Below are 20,049 nucleotides of genomic sequence, written 5' to 3'. Positions count from 1 at the left end.
TTACCGCCATCCCGAAGGCCACGCCGTACCGTCCGCTCGCCGTGACGCCGCAGCCTTTTATGCATACGCAAACAGCGGTGGTGGTGGGTAAAAGCGGAGAAGAAATCTGGACTGATAAGCTTGGTCGGGTGAAGGTGCAGTTCCCGTGGGACAGAGAGGGCAAAAACGACGAAACCAGCTCCTGCTGGCTGCGGGTCGCCACCGCCTGGAGCGGCAACGGCTTCGGCGCGCAGTTTATCCCGCGCATCGGCCAGGAAGTGGTGGTGAGCTTTATCGATGGCGACCCGGATAAGCCGCTCATTACCGGCTGTGTGTACAACGGCGCGAATGCACTGCCGTACGCACTTCCGGCGAATCAAACCCAGTCGGGCATTAAGACCAAAAGTGAAAAAGGTTTTAACGAACTGCGCTTCGACGACAAAAAAGATGCCGAGCTGCTGGCGATGCAGGCGCAGAAAGACTTCCAACTTACGGTGCTCAACGACAGCAAAACGACTATCAGCCATGACGATATTCAGAACGTCAAAAACGACCGCACACGTACCGTTGAAGAGGGCAACGAAACCGTCACCCTGAAAAAGGGTAATCGCACGGTCAAAATTGAGAAGGGCAGCGACACGCTGGAAGTAAAAGATAAACGCAGCGTGACGGTGAAAGGCGATCAGGAACACGCCATCGATGGCAATGAGACACATAAGGTAAAAGGTAACTACACGCTGAACGTCGACGGCAATCTGACGATTAAGGTCAGCGGTTCGCTTACCCTGGAGAGCGGCAAAACCCTGAAAGTGAAAAGCGGAGCGGATCTCAGCGCCAGCGCCGCATCGGGTCTGAAACTGGACGCCACCAACATCGCCAGCGAAGCCAAAGCCTCGCTGACGCAAAAAGCCGCGACGATAACCCACGAAGCAAAAGCCACGCTTACCAGCAAGGCCAGCGCCACCCAGACAGTGGACGGCGGTGGCATGTTGACCATCAAAGGCGGGATGGTGAAAATTAACTGATGCGTGAAGTGTTGGAACATCAGCAGGAGAGTACCTGCTTTCAGGCCGAGCTGACCGACGGTCTGCTGAACGGCGAAATGCGGATCGAAGAGCATGGTCGGCTGCTGTCGGTGCTGCGCTATCGGCAGGGCGCGTTGCATGGCGAGATTGAAAGCTGGCATGCCAACGGCCAGCTTGCCATGCAGCAGAGCTATCGCGATGGTCTGGCACAGGGCGTGGCGCGTTATTTTTCAGAAGAGGGGGCGCTGATACGTGAAGAGCAGTGGCTTGATGGTCAACTGCACGGTGAATGCTGCAGCTTTTATCCTTCCGGCCAGTTGCAGATACGCGAACAGTGGCGGCACGGGTTGCGTCACTCGCTCAGCGAGCAGTTTTACCCGGACGGCGCGCCAGCCCAGCGGCAATCTTATGAACAGGGAAAACAGAAGGGAGAAGTGGAGCGCTGGCTACCGGATGGGCGTGCCATTGATGCCCGTGGTAAAGCGCAATCGCGAATGAGTAAATGGACGGAGAGGCTGTGAAAAGCCTCTCCAGAGCGCGTGTTAACGCAAATGATGTACAACCTGGTTGCTGCTCCCGCGCCAGATTAGCGCCGGGTCTTTAAGATCCTGTACGTATTTGCCATCGACCAGCACGTTGATGAGATCGACAACCTGCATTTGCGCGGCATCGAGTTCATCGAGCTTGTAGCCGGTCCACACCCAGATGTCTTTTCCCGGACACTCAGCGCGAATGCGCTGCACCAGTTGCAGAATATCCGGCACGTTTTGTGGATGCAGCGGATCGCCGCCGGAGAGCGAGATCCCCTGACGGTGAATACGCGTGTCGTTCAGATCGGCAATGATCTTGTCTTCCATCTCTTTGCTAAACGGCTGGCCGGAATTGAGCCGCCAGGTGCTTTTGTTATAGCAACCGGGGCATTCATGCACGCATCCGGAAACAAACAGCGTGCAGCGGGTTCCGGGACCGTTAACGATGTCGACAGGGTAATACTGATGGTAATTCATTTGCGCTTCTCATCCGTTTATCAATTCGCGCCATAGCTGCGTTCGTGCGCCCGAGTCACTTACTTATGTAAGCTCCCCGGGACTTACTCATTTGCTGCCTTGCTATGACGTGAATTGCGTTGCGGAAATAATGGCCCGAAAAGCGTCGCATCGCCGGGCAATAAAATCGTCTAAATTAACCGATCTGCCCGTTCCCTAAATGCTTAACGCGGCGCTTCACTTCTTCCTGCTTACCGGCGTTAAACGGACGTGCGTCCGGGCTGCCTAAATAACCGCAGACGCGGCGGGTGACCGATACGCGGGCGGCGTCGTGGTTACCACATTTCGGGCAGGTAAAGCCTTTGCTGGTGCACTCAAATTCACCGGTAAAGCCGCACTCGTAGCATTCATCGATTGGCGTGTTGGTCCCGTAATAGGGCACGTGCTGATAGCTGTAATCCCAGACGTCTTCCAGCGCTTTCAGGTTGTGCTGAATATTCGGGTATTCGCCGTAGCAAATGAAGCCCCCGCTTGCCAGCGGCGGGTACGGCGCTTCGAAATCGATCTTGTCGTACGGGTTAACCTTCTTCTCCACGTCGAGGTGGAAGCTGTTGGTGTAGTAGCCTTTGTCGGTCACGCCCGGGACCACGCCAAATTCGGCGGTATCCAGACGGCAGAAACGGTCGCACAGGTTTTCACTTGGCGTGCTGTACAGGCTAAAGCCGTAGCCAGTTTCGTCTTTCCACTGATCGACCGCTTGGCGCAGGCGTTCCACAATGGCGATACCTTTGGCGCGCAGCTGCTCGCTGTCATACACATGCTTGTCGCCAAACAGCGCATTGATGGTTTCGTGAATACCGATGTAGCCCAGAGAGATGGATGCGCGACCATTTTTAAAGATTTCTGACACGTCATCGTCCGCTTTCAGACGCACGCCGCAGGCCCCTTCCATATACAGAATTGGCGCCACGCGGGCCTTCACGCCTTCCAGGCGCGCAATGCGGGTCATCAGCGCTTTACGCGCCAGCACCAGACGATCGTCAAGCAGTTTCCAGAAGGTGGCTTCATCGCCATGCGCTTCCAGCGCGATACGCGGCAGGTTGAGGCTGATAACGCCGAGGTTGTTACGTCCGTCGTGAATCTGCTCGCCGTTCTCGTTTTCCCACACGCCGAGGAAGCTGCGACAGCCCATTGGCGTTTTGAACGAGCCGGTCACTTTGACCACCTGATCGTAGTTCAGGATGTCCGGATACATACGCTTGCTCGCGCACTCCAGTGCCAGCTGCTTGATGTCGTAGTTCGGATCGCCAAACTTGTGGTTCAGACCGTCACGAATCGCGAACACCAGTTTCGGGAACACTGCGGTTTTACGATTTTTACCCAAGCCGGCAATACGGTTACGCAGAATGGACTGCTGGATCAAACGCGATTCCCAGCTGGTTCCCAGGCCAAAACCAAAGGTCACGAACGGCGTCTGACCGTTGGCGGTATGCAGGGTGTTCACTTCATACTCGAGAGACTGGAATGCGTCGTAGCACTCTTTCTCGGTACGGGAATGGGCATAACCGTCGGCGTCCGGGATCTGCCACTCTTCAGCGGTTTTACGATGTTTATTAAAGCTCTCGGTAACGAACGGCGCGAGAACTTCATCAATACGGTTAATGGTGGTGCCGCCATAAATATGGCTGGCGACCTGCGCGATAATTTGCGCGGTGACGGCGGTCGCGGTAGAGATGGATTTTGGCGGTTCAATCTCCGCGTTACCCATCTTAAAGCCCTGCGTCAGCATGCCTTTCAGGTCGATCAGCATGCAGTTAAACATTGGGAAGAACGGAGAGTAGTCGAGATCGTGATAGTGAATATCACCACGCTCGTGCGCCTGGACGACATCACGCGGCAGCAGGTGCTGACGCGCATAGTGTTTGGCAACGATACCGGCCAGCAGGTCGCGCTGGGTTGGGATCACTTTGCTGTCTTTGTTGGCATTTTCATTCAGCAGAGCAGAGTTGGTTTGCTCAACCAGACCACGAATTTCCTGGTTCAGACGGCCACGTTTTTCACGCTGGATATCACGGTCGTGGCGATATTCGATGTACGCACGGGCGAGTTGTTTGTACGGGCCAGACATTAGCTGGTTTTCTACCGCTGTCTGGATCTCGTTGATATCGACCTTGCTGCGCTCATTCATCTGGCTACTAACGACTTCTGCGACGGTGGCACAGTAATCTGCGTCATCGACTCCCGCTGCTTTAGCTGCACGCAGAATGGCTTCTTTGATGCGCTCTGATTTAAACGGCACTTTACAGCCATCTCGTTTCATCACATGCGGTGTCATGATCACTCCATATTTATAAGAACAGGTTATCCACAGAGGTTGGGGAGGCCATCAGGGCTTTATTCATCTCTATTGCCAATGACTTCCCGCAATCCTGACCCACTTTATCCACAATTCCACCGTGAAGCGGTGCACTGTAGTTGTAGCAATTGTAGTCGATTAATACAACATATTGGGTCGGCGTGCATTTTAAGTTCTATATGTAGTGATTTGCATCAAGGATGTTTACGATTTATTTGATGTAGCGCAAAGTAAAAATCGGAGCGTACAGATGACGGGCACTACAGCTGATTGTAAATTGTGGGCAGAAAATTCTGATTAATTATTCAACAAAAACAGAAAGGTATAGCCGGGCAGGCATCAGCTGCCCGGAATACGCTATTACGACAGCGACTGCACCCAGTGGATACCTGCGTTAATGAAGGCAGCTGAGGCGACGAGACCCAGAATGAGCGGTACAAGACGATGACTTTTCACGCGGTTTTCTGGTGTTTCCTCGGCTGGCGTAGCGCCAGGCGAGAGCAGCGTCAGTACCTCTTCGGCTGATGTAGCGTTAAGCATGGCGCTTCGCATCTCATCTTCAACCAGCGACGAGGTAAGCTGGGTTAATAGTTGCATATGCGTGGTGCCTGCTTCCGTGGGCGGGATCGCCAGCAGGAACACTAACCGTACGGTTTCTGGCCCTTCAAGACCGGGCCACAGTATTGGCTCGGGAAAGAGGGCGACGCAGAACGACGCCTGCACGACGGACTCACATTTTCCATGAGGGACGGCCAGTTCTTCTCCCAGCGCGGTCGGTCCTTCTTTTTCACGGCGCAGAACGCTGTCAATAAAAGCGTCTTTATGGGTAATGAGTCCGCATTCGAACAGTGCCGAAGACATATGCCGGATGATCGCATCGGGAGAAGATTGCGGCGGATCGATAAAAATGAGTTCAGAGCGAGTCAGTGCTGACAGTTCCATGTTATGCCTCCGATTGCGTTGTGGTACGGATCCAGACGGTTTGCCAGCCCGTTAGCTCGCAAATGCCGTTAAAGGCTTTTCCCGACAAAAGATCTATTCCTCCGATGGGGAGAGAAAGTGATTGTGGGAGACCGGTGACATTTACCACGCAGTACACCGTTTCCCCCTCTGTCGAATGGTGGCGTTCAACACCAAAAAGCGCATCAGGTAGTTCAAGAACGCGCTGTGTGGCGAAAGGTGAAAAAGCCGGATGTTGCTTACGTATACGCAGTAAGTTCGTCAATGCGGCATAGATCCTGGCCTGTTTTGACTCAGGCGTAATAAGTGTGTTGTGAAGGGTGGAAAAATCCAGCTTTTCACGGTTAATGCGGCGATTTATCCCTGACGCGTTCAACCCTGCAATATCATTTTCGCTACCGAGAAGGCTGTGGTAGTAAATTGCAGGTACTCCCCGCAACATAAAGAGGATGGCGTGAGCGGCGGCAAATCTGGCGACCTGCGTGTCGGGAGCTTCTCCCGGTTCGCTCAACGCACTCAGAAAGTTAATATTCATCTCGTACGGCGACTGGCTGCCGTCCGGATTGGTGCGCCAGGAAATACGCCCTTGCTTGCGCTCCACTTCACTGACCAGAAACGTTTTTTCTTCCGTAGAGAGAATATTTTCAACGGGTCGCAATCCGATGCCGTCGTGGCTGGCGAGGAAATTGAAAAACGTGGTGTTGTCAGGAAAGGTGTCCTGCTCCAGCCTTTGCGCCCACTGGCGTAGCCAGCGTGCATTGCCACGCAGGAAGGCGTGCAGCGTCAGCGGCGGTAACGGGAATTGATACACCATATGAGCCTCATCCCCGCAGCCCAGATAGCTGATATTTTCCTGATGTGGCACATTGGTTTCGGTAATCAACAGGCAGTCAGGCCAGATCTCTTCCAGAATCGCCCGCCAGAGTTTGATGATCAGATGAGTTTGCGGTAGATGAATACAGCGGCTGTTTTTCTCTTTCCACAAAAAACCTACGGCATCGAGTCGAATCGCCCGAGCGCCACGGGAGGCATATTCCAGAAGAATATCAATACTTTCCAGTAAAACATCAGGTTCACGAAAATTGAGATCGATCTGATCGGCGCTGAATGTGGTCCAGATGTGTGCTGTTTCCCCTGTTGCTCGCTTGAAAGGGGTGAGCAGCGGCAGCGTCCTGGGACGCGTCACCTGGTGGTAGTCGTCATCCGGATCGGCGTTAATAAAGTAGTTTTGATAGCGTGGCTCACCGCGCAGATAGCCCTGGAACCAACGGCTTTGCTGTGAAATATGGTTTATCACAAAATCGAACATTAGATTGAAGTCGCCCGCCAGCGCGGCAATATCTGACCACTGCCCAAGATTGGGATCAACCTGTCGGTAATCCACCACGCTGAAACCGTCATCGGAAGTCCAGGGGAACATCGGCAGCAGGTGAATGTCACTGATCGTCCCCTTCAACCACAGTTTTGCAAACTGGTGGAGAATCGACAGGGGATTTGCCCCTTGCGCGCTGATGCTATCGCCATAGGCGATCATCCAGATACGGCTTTGATCTAACGCAGCTGCTGTTGGCGTTTTCGGTTTCCAGCGTTGAGCAAGTTGCTCGATTTTTGCGGCGATTTCCTGATGATCTGCATGCGGGTAGAGCTGTGTCAGCGTCTCGCGGATAAATGCTTTATGTGGGGAGATATTCATACTTTTACGTCACGCTCCGGCAGTGAGAAAAGAAAATCGCATGTAGCGAAAGGCGCAATTTCGCGGCAGCATTCAACGGATTCTTCCAGATAGTTAATCTGCGGTATCTGTTGCAGTAATGGCGGAAGTTCAACAGGATGCTCACCGGCATTGAAAATACGTAATATTGTTCCATTTATCGTCTGGGCGTGTGGCAGCGCCGAAAGGATGAGCGGTTCAGGCAGCGTTAGCAGGCTGCAGGTCTCTGGCAGGGAACGCGGCGTGAAATTAAGCGTGAAGCGCTCCAGACGGTTGTCCAGCGTGTTTAGCTTCTGGTTCTGCCAGCTGAAAGGCTGGCGTAACGCTCGAGCCTCAAGGCGACGTAATGTCATATGATCGGCTCGTTTGGCGAGAGATAACGTCAGGCTAAAATGTAGGAGCTTGTGGAGCTGAGCCTCTGGCGTGTAAATAACGGTGTTATTGATGCCGGAAGCGCGTCCGGGTCGCCATGCCAGGTCGTCACGTCCCAGAACGCCAGTCGATTTGAAGAGCGTCAGCGCCACCTGCGATGTTGTATTTTGCAGGATCTGATACTCCTTCATACCCAGACTGTTAACGATCAGCGCGCTGTCGTTTTCCGCAATAGCAATAATGCCCTCGCTGGTTTCGATATCGACAGGTTTCTCACGATAGTTTTGCTGCCAGTTCGCAGGGGCGTCGGCAATGGGGCGGTGAATAATGCCGAAAGGCTGCGAAGCTATTGATTCGTGGGTGTGAATATCGCTGTTGATCAGCAGGCGCAGGCGGTGGTCGCAAACGTTGTTTTCCAGGCGGGTATCAATAAAAAGATGGGCTTCTCCCTGACGGAGTTCGCAAACCACCTGTACCAGGCACTCTTGTGGCGCGCGTTGACTTAATGAATAAGGCAGGTTGAGCGTGATGCCCAACGTTAAGCGCTCAACGTGCTGGCTCTTTTCACAGGCATCAAGCGTGAAGTGATTGAACTTTTGCGGGATATCACCTTCCAGCGGCGAAAAATCATAGCTATCGCCTGCATCCGCACAATCTTCGAAAGTTAGCAGATCGGAGATAGTCCTGCCGGTACGCTTATCCCGCAGCGTCAGCGTTCCGCCAGCAAGCGTTAGCCGGTAGTGGTCATTTTCAATGTAGTTTTCAGCACAAGGACGTAGCGTAGAAACCGCGCATGCGCCCTCGCGAACGCTGATATTAATATAACCCAGCGCGGGCAGTGCCTGCGTATCGATAGCGACCTGCGAGCGGTAATAGGGCGGTAGCTCAACCTCTTTTTCTCCCTGCGGCGTAACCTGAATCACGCGTCCACCGGAAAGCTCTGTTTGTTCAAGAATGCTATATGAAAGAGTCCGCCCACCAGCGCAGAGTTCAAGGGATGACGCGCTGGTATATAGCGTGGCGTTGACAATCCCGGACCAGGGCGTCGCGCCAGGGTTCACCACAAAGAGATCGTTCTCCTGACTGCTGGCAATGGCCAGTTCTTTGATAACCAGATTCCACAGGCTTTGGCTGAGCTGATCCGTTTGTTCCAGTCGATGCAGAATATCCCGGTTGGTGGCATCGCTGTTGCATCCGCCGATAGAGTCATGGGCATGGTTGCGTAACAGGTTTTTCCAGATTTGATCAACCCACTGGAGGTTGACGTCAATATCATGATGGCGGGCCAACGCGATTGTCGGTTCCAGCTTGCTCAACAAAAATTGTTCGACATCGTAATTTATCTTTTTAATGTCGTAGCGAACGGAGCCGATGGTTTTGTGGATCCGGGTATAGCGCGGGGATTTCAGTTCTCCCTGCCAGCAGGTAAATCCATCGGCTTGCTGACGAAGCGTATCAACATACGCCTCCAGCGACGAGATATGGAACCGATCGCCTTCAGATGAGCGTTCGCTGACCGTCTGCAGAATCTCTGGCAGCAGGGGATCAATATTGACCTGATCGCCACCGCAGGGCAGGAGTAAGTCATGCAGACCGGAGCGTTGGCGGATGAGATTCACCATCGGAAAGATTTTTTCTTGCAGGTGGGCATCGTCCGGCTGAATATTTTTGGCCGCCCCGTAGCCAAACGGCATTGCGCAGGCGATGACCTGCGAACCTGACGGCGCTCGCCAGATAAACTGGCTTTGTGCAACCTGCGTGTCATGATCAATACCGCGCCAGAACACGATGTTATCCAGATTGCATCCGCGAAGCAGCGTCGGAAGCTGGCTGTTATGACCAAAGGTATCGGGGAGATAGCCCACCATCATGGCGTGGCCCAGTTTACGCGCGGACAGTATGCCGTACTTCAGGTTGCGGATAATCGATTCGCCGTGAACGTTAAACGTATCCGTCTGGGTGTACCACGGGCCAATATAAAGCCGCTTGTTTTTGACGAGTTGCTTCAGGCGGTCAGCATATTGCGGATTGACGGCCAGAAAATCCTCAACAACCGCGGTTTGTCCGTCGAAATGGTAACAGGTGTAATCGGCGTTACGTTCTAATGTGTCGATAACATCGGCAAAATTTCGTGATGCCAGGATATTGCTGTCCTGTAGTGTGAAATACCACTCTTGATCCCAGTGCGTGTGGGCGATGACATGGATATGACTCATTTTACTTTCCTGAATTTGTTGCCAGTTTCGGGCTGAAGAAAAGCACGCCCAACGCGCACACCAGAGAGCCTGCGAAAACGCTGATCAGATAACCCGTAACGTTGGTAGCTAGCGGCCATCCCCAAATAGCGGGCAGCGGTAAGGATTGTTTGACGCCTAACGTTGTAGCAATCAGTGCGCCAGACATCGCGCCGACCATAAAGACGGGAATCAGGCGTGGGTTTTTCAGAATAAAGGGGATCGCCCCTTCGGAAATGCCAATGAATCCCAGTAGTAGCGAGGTGCTACCGATGGTTTTTTCTTCACTATTGAACACATCAGGAAGACCGAAGCGGTTATTGAGCAATGCGGCAATGCCGACGCCGATTGAAGGGATGACGATAGCCAACTCTCTGGCCGTTAGATCGAAGGTCTCGCTCACGCCGTTAAGTCCCAGCGCCACCGATCCCGCCGCTTTGTTAATTGGTCCGCCGAGGTCGAAAGCGGTACCTGCTGCGATCATCAGAGAATAAAAATTGCGTCCGGAGTCCCCGGCGGAAGTAAAAAAGGTCACCATCGCCTGATTCAGTGCGCCAAAAATGGGGTTAATCAGATACTGCATCACAATAACCAGCGTGATACCGGTGCACAGTGGCACGATCAACATGGTTTTGATGGTAGTGATTTGCTGGCGTACTTTTATCGTATCGTTAAGCCATTGCACCAGGTGGCCGACAAAAAAGCCGATAGCGATTGCACCAAAAAATCCCGAAGGCATAAAACCTTCGAGATTAAAAAAGCGCTTGTAGACTTCGTCAGACATAATTCCGCCGATAAGGCCGGGTATCAGCGCAGGTTTCCCGGCAATCGAAAAGGCGAGATACATAGCGAATACTGGGTACATGAACTTGATAACCATAAAGCCCAGTTTATCCAGCACCTCAAACGGCGTACCGGCGATGGGGATAAATTGCCCGGTTATTTTAGCCACCGCCATGAGCAACCCGCCCAGAACGACGACAGGCAACATATAGCTGATTGCCGCCATAATATGGCCAATAAATATTTGCCATGCGGAACGACGCTCTTCCGATTCGTCAGTTATTTGGGTGGATCCTTTGCTTAAGGCTAGCGCCTGGCGAATATAGCGCTCGGTATTTTTAATCAGTTCCTGTGTACGAATTTTAAGATGTTGCGTGTTTTCGAATCGTTCAGCATCCTGGATGGGAACGTCTGTTGCCAGTATGACAGCGTCAGCGCTGGCGATATCTTGCCGGGAAAGCTTATTTTTGACTCCGTCGCTTCCTTGTGTTTCTACTTTAACGTTAAAGCCATTTTCTTTCGCCCATGTGACAATTTTGTTGGCCGCCATAAATGTATGGGCGATACCTGTAGGGCATGCCGTTACTGCAACAATTTTTAGTTTTGTCATTGTGAAATCTCTGAAAATAGGACTGCGAAAATTATAAAGAGAATTAAACAAACCAATAAACGTTTGGTGATACTTATTGCGTATGGACATACCTGTATCATGATAGTGTGATTCGTATTGCAGTGTCTGGCCTAGGATACGGGTATGATTATTCTATCTGTAGTTAAAGAGTGCTATTTCATGAATTCTTTTCAAGGTAGTGAAAGATTAATATTTGAATATATACAGTGTCATGCACATGAAATTTCTGGCATTTCCGCTAAAGTGATTGCTACCGAGACCTTCACTACGACGACGTCCGTGAATCGGGTGTGTAAGAAAATGGGGTATCAAAGCTATACGGAACTACGCTATAAATTTTCACGAGACCGACGCGTTGCCGAGCCGGTAAAATATAGTATTGGCAACGAAAAAGAAGAAGTAATTATACAATTGTGTAACCAGTTGAGTAATTCAAGTCATATATTTTTATATTCACGTGGTGCATCGCTGACCAGTTTGAATTACCTTTCTCGTTTTCTCTCACTGGCGAGTCTGCCCCATTTAATTCTCAATGATATTCATCAGCTTACTCGGGTCTCCCGAGGAACACTGGTGTTGATCAGTAAATCGGGAGAAACCGCTTCTTTAGTTGAAATGGCAAGAAATGCGTTGCGTAAAGGGCTAAAAATAATTGCGATTACCAGAAGAGAATCTTCGTTAGCGGCGCTGGCTACTTTGTGTTGGCCCCTCGACATTGATATCGATGCGATTTCCTTGTATCAACGGGAAGGCCAACTGGAGCTGCTGACCGTTGTTGACCGCATCGGTTGCTATTTGTTGCAACACGATGCGGCGTAAAACATCAGAGTTGCTTAACGATGCCCAGACGCACGGCATAATCATTTTCATGATTTCCGTTGTCATTGATGTAGGTTTTATCAAGAGACACTAGCTCAACATACGGCGTCCAACCATCGTCCAGTTTATAATTGAATGCCACGGTATGTTCCCAGTACGTATCATCACCCGTTCCCTGGTCGACCCCGTCCTGCCAGCGGAAACGGGGATTATAAGACATACCAAACTTGCCAATATTATAAGCAAACCAGATATCGAATTGGTGAGATTCGCGGCGGGTATACCCGCTGCCGTCTAATTCTCTGTCACTGTGTGAGTCATTTACGGTGTTATAACGATAACGAGCGGAGAGATTAATCCCATTGTCAAAAGATTTCCATCCCTGAATAAAAGGGCGGTAATGTGTGTTGCTGGTGGTAAATACCGTAACTAAGCCTGGTGCAATAGCATAACCGTCACCTAAGTCAAAACGCCAGCGTGTTTCTATTTCTTGAGCAGCTTCAGTAACACCTTTATCATCGGGGTCGTTACGATCGGTATCGCCAAAAAATGTGTCATTGTGATTTTGTGCAGCTTCAACAGAAAAATAAAAACCATTATCAGCTTGATGCATGACCTTAATTCTTGAATCATTAACGTCAGAGTTAGTGTTATGACCAAAACGTAAATCAACAGCAGTATTCCCACACCATCCCTGGCTGCTAATCAGTAATGCTGAAAGAGTACATGTCCTAATAAGTTTTTTCATAATATCCTGCCGGGTTATATAATAAGAGGCAGGTGTATTTTTGTTTTATTCTCCAGCACTTGTAAATTTTATCATGGTACATTTCAGGTATCGCTATACGTCACACCTGGATTGCATAATAAAAGATACGGATAAAGATGCTTATCCGTATCTTTGCGGCGTTACTTTTGCAACCACCAGACGGCTTCAAAAGGACGTAGCGTCATGTCTGCGGGTTGGCTGGCGACCTCGGCATAGTTGTGCATCAGCACCTGCCAGTTGCCGTCGGTCTGGGTCGGCTGCCAGCTCTGGAAGGTATCGCTCAGATTAGCAATGACCAGCAATCGCTGTCCTTGCCATTCACGTTGATAGCACCACAGATGCGGGCTGTCCGGTAGCAGATCCTGATAGTCGCCCCAGGTGATAACCGGCTCTGCTTTACGCAATGCGATCAGCTTCTGATAGGTATAGAACACCGAGTCGGTATCGCACAGCGCTGCCGCCACGTTGATATCCGCTGCGTTGTCGCACAGATTGATCCACGGTTCACCCTCAGTAAAGCCCGCGTGTTTGCTGGCATCCCACTGCATCGGCGTGCGGCTGTTATCGCGCGATTTACAGGCGAGGATCGCCAGCAGCTCTTGCGCATCGAGCCCCTGGCCGTTCAGGGCGGCAAACATGTTATGGCTTTCCACATCGCGATAATCGGTAATCTGGCGGAAGTGCGGATTGGTCATGCCGATCTCTTCACCCTGGTAGATGTAGGGCGTGCCCTGCATACCGTGCAGCACCATCGCCAGCATTTTTGCGGCCGGAACGCGGTATTTACCTTCATCGCCAAAACGCGACACGATGCGTGGCTGGTCGTGGTTACACCAGAACAGCGCGTTCCAGGCCTGATTGTGCATGCCTTGTTGCCAGTGGCGGAACAGGGTTTTGAGCGCCACATAGTCGGGTTTGGCTAACGTCCACTTCTCACCGTTGGGGTAATCCACTTTCAGGTGGTGGAAGTTGAAGGTCATCGACAGTTCGCTGCCATCGAGTGCGGCGTACTGCTGGCAGTTTTCCAGCGTGGTAGAAGACATTTCGCCGACCGTCATCAGGCCGCGGGGCGTGAAGACGTCGCGATTCATTTCACGTAAAAACGCATGCGCGCGCGGGCCGTCGGTATAAAAACGCCGCCCATCGCCGTCGGGATCGCTCGGGAAGTCCTGATCTTTAGAGATAAGATTCACCACGTCGAGACGCAGTCCGTCCACGCCGCGATCGGCCCAGAACTCGCACACTTTTTTTAGCTCGGCGCGGACCGCCGGGTTCTCCCAGTTCAGGTCTGCCTGCTCCGGAGCAAAGAGGTGCAGATAGTACTGCTCGCTTTCGGCGTGCCAGCCCCAGGCGCTGCCGCCAAATTTGGAGCGCCAGTTATTCGGGAGACTGTCTGGCGTACCGTCGCGCCAGAGGTAAAACTGACGATACGGGCTGTCTTTATCCAGCGCCTCGCGAAACCAGGGGTGCTGGGTTGAAGTGTGGTTAAACACCATATCGAGAATAATACGGATGCCGCGCGCTTTCGCCTGCGCCACCAGTTCGTCAAAGTCTGCAAGCGTTCCGTAGGCCGGATCGACAGACATGTAATCCGCGACGTCGTAGCCGTTATCAACCTGCGGCGAAATATAGAACGGCGTTAGCCAGATGGCATCAACCCCCAGCGTTTGCAGATAGCCGAGGCGCTGCGTCACACCGCGTAAATCGCCGGTGCCGCTGCCGGTGGTGTCCTGAAAACTCTTGGGGTAAACCTGATAGATGACGCCGTTTTGCCACCAGTGGGGAATATTCATGGTTGTTTCCTGGAAATACGATGGGGCGCAACTGCGCCCCGAAGAAAAGTTAGACAATTTGTAGTGTGCCCATACGGTGTTTACGCTGATAAACGAATGAGGTCAGTACCATGGGGATAACAATCGCAATGACCATTGCCATGCCAAATACCTGCCAGTAAGTCGGCTGGATGGAGAGGATGCCTGGCAAACCGCCGACGCCAATTCCGTTCGCCAGCACACCGTTCAGGCCGCACAGCAGTCCGGCGAGACCGGAACCGATCATCGCGCACAGCATCGGGAAGCGGTATTTCAGGTTGATCCCGTACATGGCCGGTTCAGTGACCCCGAGATAGGCGGAGATCGCGGCAGGAACGGAGATTTCACGTTCATTGTGTTTGCGACTGGAGATGATGATCCCGACTACCGCAGAAGCCTGAGCGATATTCGACAGTGCGATCAGCGGCCATACCGGCGTACCGCCCATGCTCTGAATCATCTGCATGTCGATAGCCAGCGTGGTCTGATGCACGCCGGTTATCACCAGCGGGGCATACAGGAAGCCGAACAGCGCCGCGCCAATCGGGGCAAAGCTGCCGGTCAGCAGGTGACGGACCGCAAACGCGACACCGTCGCCGATCATGCGGCCAAACGGACCAATAAAGGCGTGCGCGAGGAACACCGCGAGGATCAACGAGCACACCGGGACGATCACCAGATACAGATAATCCGGGACGATGCGTTTCATGCGTGTTTCAATAAACCCGAGCGCCAGACCGGCCAGCAGTGCCGGAATAACCTGCGCCTGATAGCCCACTTTCTCAATGCTGAACAGGCCGAAGTTCCACACTTCCGGTACCTGTTGACCGAGTAGATAGGCGTTCATTAGCTGCGGTGAAACCAGGGTCACACCCAGCACAATACCGAGGATCGGCGTTCCGCCCATTTTCTTCACTGCTGACCAGCAGATCCCGACCGGCAGATAGAAGAAGATCGCTTCGCCAATAAGCCACAGGAAGTCGTAAAGGGTTTTCAGCGAAGGATGCATCTGCGCCAGCGTCTGCCCGTTGCTCATGGGCAGATCGCCAATCACATTACGGAACCCCAAGATCAAGCCGCCACTAATCAGCGCTGGCAGCAGCGGGAAGAAGATCTCCGCAAAATGAGAAATCAGCTGTTCGTGCCATTTCATATTCTGCCGCGCGGCTTTTTTCGCCTGCTCTTTGTCGGCGCTGGCCTGACCGGTTGTCGCCAGCAGCGCTTTGTAGTAATCGCCCACTTCGGTACCAATCACCACCTGAAACTGCCCGGCGTTGGTGAAGCAGCCTTTGACCATCGGCAACTGTTCGATCTCTTTTGGCCTGGCATTCGCAGGCTGATTCAGCACAAAACGCAGGCGAGTAATGCAGTGACTTACCGTGGCGATATTGTCGCGCCCGCCTACCAGCTCAATCAGCCGGTCGATGTCTGCTTGTTTTATTTTGCTCATGATGATGTGTGTTCCCCGTAGGCCGGATAAGACGTTTTAGCATCGCCATCTGGCAACTCTCTCGTTGCTGTGGCCAGAGTATATCGTCGATGATTTTTTAAAAATGGGAACGTTCCCGAAACGCAGCGAAGATCACAAATTAACGCTCAGAAAGCGATCAGGAGAGGGTGGAAGGAATAACGATTTGTCGTAGTTCGCTACGGCCGTTGATCTGCTCGATCAGCTGCGAGGCCGCTTGTCGTCCGGCTTCGGCATATCCTGGATCGACGGTGATAATTTCCGGATGGAGGAATTTCATCAGCGGCGTACTGCCCACGCTCGCCAGCTGTAGATTCTCAATTCGCTGCTCTTGCAGATATTTGCTGACACCAAGGGCGAGGGTGTCCGTCGCGCAGACTAAGGCAGTGGTTTCCGGGGTGATGACGTTGGCGGCCTGCTCATAACCCTGCTTCATGGCAAGACCCGGTAGCGCGGCTACAGGATGCAGTTTGTGTTTCTTACAGAACGCCAGGTAGGCTTCATGGCGGCGCTTACCGGTGGTCACGTCGCTATGGGGAACGCCAAGAAAGCTGATATGGCGATGCTCGCGATCGTATAAACGCTGCATCAGGGTGCGAATGGCGCCTTCATCGTCATAGCAGACGGAGGCAAAGCCTTTGGCATCTCTTGCCAGCAGCACCAGCGAATCCTGCCAGGAGGCGAGCATGGATTCACTTATGCCGGTAAAACCAAACAGCACCACGCCGTCAATATTGCGGCGTCTGAGCATGCCGAGATGCTCTTCAACCAGCTCGGGCGAGAACTGGCTTTCCATCATGATCGGGTCGTAACCCTGCTCATAAAAGGCGGGCAGCATGGTTTGCACGGCGAGATTTTCCGAAAGCGAGTCCAGACGCGTGACGATGATCGCCACCACCTTGTCACTTTGTCCACGCATGGCGCGAGCGGAGCGGGAAGGGGAAAAACCGTGCTGATTCATCACCGCTTCAACGCGTTCGCGGGTGCGTTCGCTCACACCGCTTTCATTGTTAAGCACACGGGAAACGGTTGATTTTCCCACACCGCTTAAGCGGGCGATGTCTTTAATTGTCAGCCGGTTTTGCATCCTGTTTTCCCGTGTTGCGTGTGAAGTTATGCCAAATAGAGAATAACTTTACTCAAGCGCAGCGCAATGGGCAAAGTCTGGTATACGTTTGGTTTAGTTTCCATGGTTTATCATACTGCCATAATTGCCACAAACCTTATGGTTTTCTGCGTATAATCCGCAGCGCAAATCATTCACTTACCGGAGGCTATATGGATCCCGATCCCACCCCTCTCCCGAGATGGAGAAACCCCCCTTTCCGGTAAGCCTGTCTTTCACTGTCTTACCGGAGCAGTAAGACAGTGACGTTCTGACGTCCCTGTTGTGATTTTAATATTGCCATCAGGTAAGGCTTTGCCACGCCTGAAGGATTTACTGCGCCTGTTGAGACTGGCGCAGAGGGACTGCCTATGTTCAAAAATATTACTCGCCAGCTATTTGCCCGGCTAAACCGCCATTTACCACATCGTTTGGTGCATCGCGATCCGTTGCCTAATGCCCAGACCGTTGCCAGCACGCCGATCCCACCATCGCTGAGCGAACATTGTCTGAAAATGGCGCTGATGGACGAAGCCGCGCTGTGGAAAACGTTTGGCGCGCACCCGGAAGGATTAAACGCCGCAGAAGTGGAAAACGCTCGCGAATTACATGGTGAGAACCAACTGCCGGCGCAGAAGCCGTCGCCGTGGTGGGTGCATCTGTGGGTCTGCTACCGTAACCCGTTTAATATTTTGTTGACCATCCTCGGTGCGATTTCCTATGCCACCGAAGATCTGTTTGCCGCTGGCGTCATTGCTCTGATGGTCGTCATCTCTACGTTACTGAATTTTGTGCAGGAGGCGCGTTCCACCAAAGCGGCAGATGCGCTGAAGGCGATGGTCAGTAACACCGCTACGGTGCTACGCGTTATCAACGAGAAAGGAGAGAACGGCTGGGTTGAACTGCCGATCGACCAGTTAGTTCCCGGCGATATCATTAAGCTGGCGGCAGGGGATATGATCCCGGCCGATCTGCGTGTGGTGCAGGCTCGTGACCTGTTCGTGGCCCAGGCTTCGCTGACCGGTGAATCGCTGCCGGTGGAGAAAGTCGCAACCAGCCGCGACCCGCAGCAAAGCAACCCGCTCGAATGCGATACCCTGTGCTTTATGGGCACCAACGTGGTGAGCGGCACGGCGCAGGCCATCGTGATTGCGACCGGAGCCAATACCTGGTTCGGGCAACTGGCGGGCCGCGTCAGCGAGCAGGAAAGCGAGCAGAATGCTTTCCAGAAAGGGATCAGTCGCGTCAGCATGCTGCTGATCCGTTTTATGCTGGTGATGGCGCCGATTGTGCTCATCATCAACGGCTATACCAAAGGCGACTGGTGGGAAGCGGCGCTGTTTGCCCTGTCTGTCGCGGTGGGGCTGACCCCGGAAATGTTGCCGATGATCGTCACCTCGACGCTGGCGCGCGGGGCGGTGAAGCTGTCAAAACAAAAGGTCATCGTCAAACACCTCGATGCTATTCAGAACTTTGGCGCGATGGATATCCTGTGTACCGATAAAACGGGCACCCTGACACAAGACAAAATTGTACTTGAGAATCATACAGATATATCTGGTAAGCCCAGCGAGCACGTCCTGCATTCTGCGTGGCTGAACAGCCATTACCAGACCGGGTTGAAGAATCTGCTGGATACGGCAGTGCTGGAAGGTGTGGACGAAGAATCAGCCCGCCAGCTCTCTACCCGCTGGCAGAAAATTGATGAGATCCCGTTTGACTTCGAACGCCGCCGCATGTCGGTGGTGGTCGCTGAAGAAACCGATGTGCATCAGCTGGTGTGCAAAGGCGCGCTGCAGGAGATCCTCAGCGTCTGCACCCAGGTGCGCTACAGCGGTGAGGTTGTCCCGTTAGATGACAACATGCTGCGTCGGGTGAAGCGCGTCACGGATACGCTGAATCGCCAGGGGCTGCGCGTGGTAGCAGTGGCGACGAAATACCTGCCAGCGCGTGAGGGCGATTACCAGCGTATTGATGAATCAGATCTGATCCTCGAAGGCTATATTGCGTTCCTCGATCCGCCGAAAGAGACCACCGCGCCAGCGCTCAAAGCCCTGAAAGCCAGCGGTATTACGGTGAAAATCCTGACTGGCGATAGCGAGCTGGTGGCGGCGAAAGTGTGTCACGAAGTGGGGCTGGATGCGGGCGATGTGGTTATCGGTAGCAACATTGAAGGGTTAAGCGACGATGAGCTGGCAACGCTGGCCCAGCGCACCACGCTGTTTGCTCGTCTGACACCGATGCACAAAGAGCGCATTGTCACGCTGCTCAAGCGCGAAGGTCATGTGGTTGGCTTTATGGGGGATGGCATTAACGATGCCCCGGCGCTGCGCGCGGCGGACATTGGTATCTCCGTTGACGGCGCGGTTGATATTGCGCGTGAAGCCGCTGATATCATCCTGCTGGAAAAGAGTCTGATGGTGCTGGAAGAAGGGGTGATCGAAGGACGCCGTACTTTTTCTAACATGCTGAAGTATATCAAAATGACGGCCAGTTCTAACTTCGGTAACGTGTTTAGCGTGCTGGTGGCGAGCGCCTTCTTACCGTTCCTGCCCATGTTGCCGCTGCACTTACTGATTCAGAACCTGCTGTACGATGTATCCCAGGTGGCGATTCCGTTTGATAACGTCGACGAAGAGCAGATCAAAAAGCCGCAGCGCTGGAATCCCAGCGAGTTGGGGCGCTTTATGATCTTCTTTGGACCAATCAGCTCGATCTTCGACATTCTGACATTTTGCCTGATGTGGTTCGTCTTCCATGCGAATACGCCAGAACATCAGACGTTGTTCCAGTCTGGCTGGTTCGTGGTAGGCCTGCTGTCGCAAACGCTGATTGTGCATATGATCCGTACCCGCCGCGTGCCGTTCATCCAAAGCCGCGCCGCATGGCCGCTGATGCTGATGACGCTGGTGGTCATGGTGGTAGGCATTGCATTACCGTTCTCGCCGCTGGCCAACTATCTGCAATTGCAGGCGCTGCCGCTGAGCTACTTCCCGTGGTTGATTGCGATTCTGGCGGGCTACATGACATTAACCCAGCT

General features: G+C 52.9%; 15 protein-coding genes. 5 read left to right on the top strand and 10 right to left on the bottom strand.

Annotated features, from left to right (window positions below; translation table 11 throughout):
- Positions 1-1,004, top strand: a 1,004-nt coding sequence (locus FDW87_RS23155) for a type VI secretion system Vgr family protein (RefSeq protein ID WP_252363272.1), incomplete at its 5' end; no start/stop codon positions are given.
- Positions 1,004-1,525, top strand: coding sequence for a toxin-antitoxin system YwqK family antitoxin (locus tag FDW87_RS20200; RefSeq protein WP_019078246.1), 522 nt, complete (start codon positions 1,004-1,006; stop codon positions 1,523-1,525). The genes FDW87_RS23155 and FDW87_RS20200, both read left to right, overlap by 1 nt.
- 21 nt (positions 1,526-1,546) lie before the next feature.
- Here FDW87_RS20200 and nrdG read toward each other — a convergent pair whose 3' ends face one another.
- The 6 genes from nrdG to FDW87_RS20170 form a co-directional block, all read right to left on the bottom strand.
- The gene (gene nrdG / locus FDW87_RS20195) at positions 1,547-2,011 is read right to left on the bottom strand and encodes an anaerobic ribonucleoside-triphosphate reductase-activating protein (RefSeq protein WP_016151476.1); all 465 of its coding nucleotides are present in this window, start codon (positions 2,009-2,011) and stop codon (positions 1,547-1,549) included.
- A 175-nt stretch (positions 2,012-2,186) separates the two neighbouring features.
- Positions 2,187-4,325 carry an anaerobic ribonucleoside-triphosphate reductase gene (nrdD, locus tag FDW87_RS20190; protein ID WP_016151477.1) on the bottom strand — a complete coding sequence of 713 codons (2,139 nt, stop codon included), beginning with the start codon at positions 4,323-4,325 and terminating at the stop codon, positions 2,187-2,189.
- 381 nt (positions 4,326-4,706) lie between these two features.
- Complete coding sequence (locus tag FDW87_RS20185) at positions 4,707-5,288, bottom strand: fructose PTS transporter subunit IIA (RefSeq protein ID WP_103928863.1); 582 nt, start codon at positions 5,286-5,288, stop codon at positions 4,707-4,709.
- Position 5,289: 1 nt separating this feature from the next.
- The gene (locus tag FDW87_RS20180) at positions 5,290-6,999 is read right to left on the bottom strand and encodes a sugar phosphorylase (protein ID WP_137380105.1); all 1,710 of its coding nucleotides are present in this window, start codon (positions 6,997-6,999) and stop codon (positions 5,290-5,292) included.
- Positions 6,996-9,605 (bottom strand): glycoside hydrolase family 38 C-terminal domain-containing protein, encoded by a 2,610-nt coding sequence (locus tag FDW87_RS20175; protein ID WP_103928865.1) that lies wholly within the window; start codon positions 9,603-9,605, stop codon positions 6,996-6,998. The genes FDW87_RS20180 and FDW87_RS20175 overlap by 4 nt, the downstream gene beginning before the upstream one ends.
- Position 9,606: 1 nt before the next feature.
- A complete protein-coding gene (locus FDW87_RS20170) occupies positions 9,607-11,016 on the bottom strand; it encodes a PTS fructose transporter subunit IIC (protein ID WP_016151481.1) in 1,410 nt (469 codons plus the stop codon).
- A 180-nt stretch (positions 11,017-11,196) separates the two neighbouring features.
- On the opposite strand from FDW87_RS20170, the gene FDW87_RS20165 reads away from it, so the two are divergent.
- On the top strand, positions 11,197-11,856 hold the full coding sequence (locus FDW87_RS20165) for a MurR/RpiR family transcriptional regulator (protein ID WP_032946888.1): 660 nt from the start codon (positions 11,197-11,199) through the stop codon (positions 11,854-11,856).
- 4 nt (positions 11,857-11,860) lie between these two features.
- Here the strand turns inward: FDW87_RS20165 and FDW87_RS20160 are convergent, their stop codons facing one another.
- The 4 genes from FDW87_RS20160 to treR form a co-directional block, all read right to left on the bottom strand.
- Positions 11,861-12,604 carry an oligogalacturonate-specific porin KdgM family protein gene (locus tag FDW87_RS20160; RefSeq protein WP_016151483.1) on the bottom strand — a complete coding sequence of 248 codons (744 nt, stop codon included), beginning with the start codon at positions 12,602-12,604 and terminating at the stop codon, positions 11,861-11,863.
- 161 nt (positions 12,605-12,765) lie between these two features.
- Positions 12,766-14,418, bottom strand: a complete 1,653-nt coding sequence (gene treC / locus FDW87_RS20155; RefSeq protein WP_047414713.1) for an alpha,alpha-phosphotrehalase — start codon at positions 14,416-14,418, stop codon at positions 12,766-12,768.
- Between the two features lie 49 nt (positions 14,419-14,467).
- Positions 14,468-15,886, bottom strand: a complete 1,419-nt coding sequence (gene treB, locus FDW87_RS20150; RefSeq protein ID WP_016155564.1) for a PTS trehalose transporter subunit IIBC — start codon at positions 15,884-15,886, stop codon at positions 14,468-14,470.
- A gap of 157 nt (positions 15,887-16,043) precedes the next feature.
- Positions 16,044-16,991, bottom strand: coding sequence for a trehalose operon repressor TreR (treR, locus tag FDW87_RS20145; RefSeq protein ID WP_016155565.1), 948 nt, complete (start codon positions 16,989-16,991; stop codon positions 16,044-16,046).
- A gap of 191 nt (positions 16,992-17,182) precedes the next feature.
- On the opposite strand from treR, the gene mgtL reads away from it, so the two are divergent.
- Both mgtL and mgtA read left to right on the top strand, forming a co-directional pair.
- Positions 17,183-17,236 carry a mgtA regulatory leader peptide MgtL gene (gene mgtL, locus FDW87_RS23360; RefSeq protein ID WP_350186061.1) on the top strand — a complete coding sequence of 18 codons (54 nt, stop codon included), beginning with the start codon at positions 17,183-17,185 and terminating at the stop codon, positions 17,234-17,236.
- 144 nt (positions 17,237-17,380) lie between these two features.
- Positions 17,381-20,049, top strand: a 2,669-nt coding sequence (mgtA, locus tag FDW87_RS20135; protein WP_137380125.1) for a magnesium-translocating P-type ATPase, incomplete at its 3' end; no start/stop codon positions are given.

Origin of the sequence: Citrobacter sp. wls826 (assembly GCF_005281245.1) — a bacterium.
Classification (GTDB): domain Bacteria; phylum Pseudomonadota; class Gammaproteobacteria; order Enterobacterales; family Enterobacteriaceae; genus Citrobacter; species Citrobacter braakii.
Note: the sequence above shows the minus strand (reverse complement) of the source record. Positions and strands in the feature narration are given on the sequence as shown.

What these genes read in the sequence shown, in the direction of transcription:
- FDW87_RS20200 (WP_019078246.1), top strand. Translation starts at nt 1,004, where the DNA reads ATGCGTGAAGTGTTGGAACATCAGCAGGAGAGTACCTGCTTTCAGGCC.
- nrdG (WP_016151476.1), bottom strand. Translation starts at nt 2,011, where the DNA reads ATGAATTACCATCAGTATTACCCTGTCGACATCGTTAACGGTCCCGGA.
- nrdD (WP_016151477.1), bottom strand. Translation starts at nt 4,325, where the DNA reads ATGACACCGCATGTGATGAAACGAGATGGCTGTAAAGTGCCGTTTAAA.
- FDW87_RS20185 (WP_103928863.1), bottom strand. Translation starts at nt 5,288, where the DNA reads ATGGAACTGTCAGCACTGACTCGCTCTGAACTCATTTTTATCGATCCG.
- FDW87_RS20180 (WP_137380105.1), bottom strand. Translation starts at nt 6,999, where the DNA reads ATGAATATCTCCCCACATAAAGCATTTATCCGCGAGACGCTGACACAG.
- FDW87_RS20175 (WP_103928865.1), bottom strand. Translation starts at nt 9,605, where the DNA reads ATGAGTCATATCCATGTCATCGCCCACACGCACTGGGATCAAGAGTGG.
- FDW87_RS20170 (WP_016151481.1), bottom strand. Translation starts at nt 11,016, where the DNA reads ATGACAAAACTAAAAATTGTTGCAGTAACGGCATGCCCTACAGGTATC.
- FDW87_RS20165 (WP_032946888.1), top strand. Translation starts at nt 11,197, where the DNA reads ATGAATTCTTTTCAAGGTAGTGAAAGATTAATATTTGAATATATACAG.
- FDW87_RS20160 (WP_016151483.1), bottom strand. Translation starts at nt 12,604, where the DNA reads ATGAAAAAACTTATTAGGACATGTACTCTTTCAGCATTACTGATTAGC.
- treC (WP_047414713.1), bottom strand. Translation starts at nt 14,418, where the DNA reads ATGAATATTCCCCACTGGTGGCAAAACGGCGTCATCTATCAGGTTTAC.
- treB (WP_016155564.1), bottom strand. Translation starts at nt 15,886, where the DNA reads ATGAGCAAAATAAAACAAGCAGACATCGACCGGCTGATTGAGCTGGTA.
- treR (WP_016155565.1), bottom strand. Translation starts at nt 16,991, where the DNA reads ATGCAAAACCGGCTGACAATTAAAGACATCGCCCGCTTAAGCGGTGTG.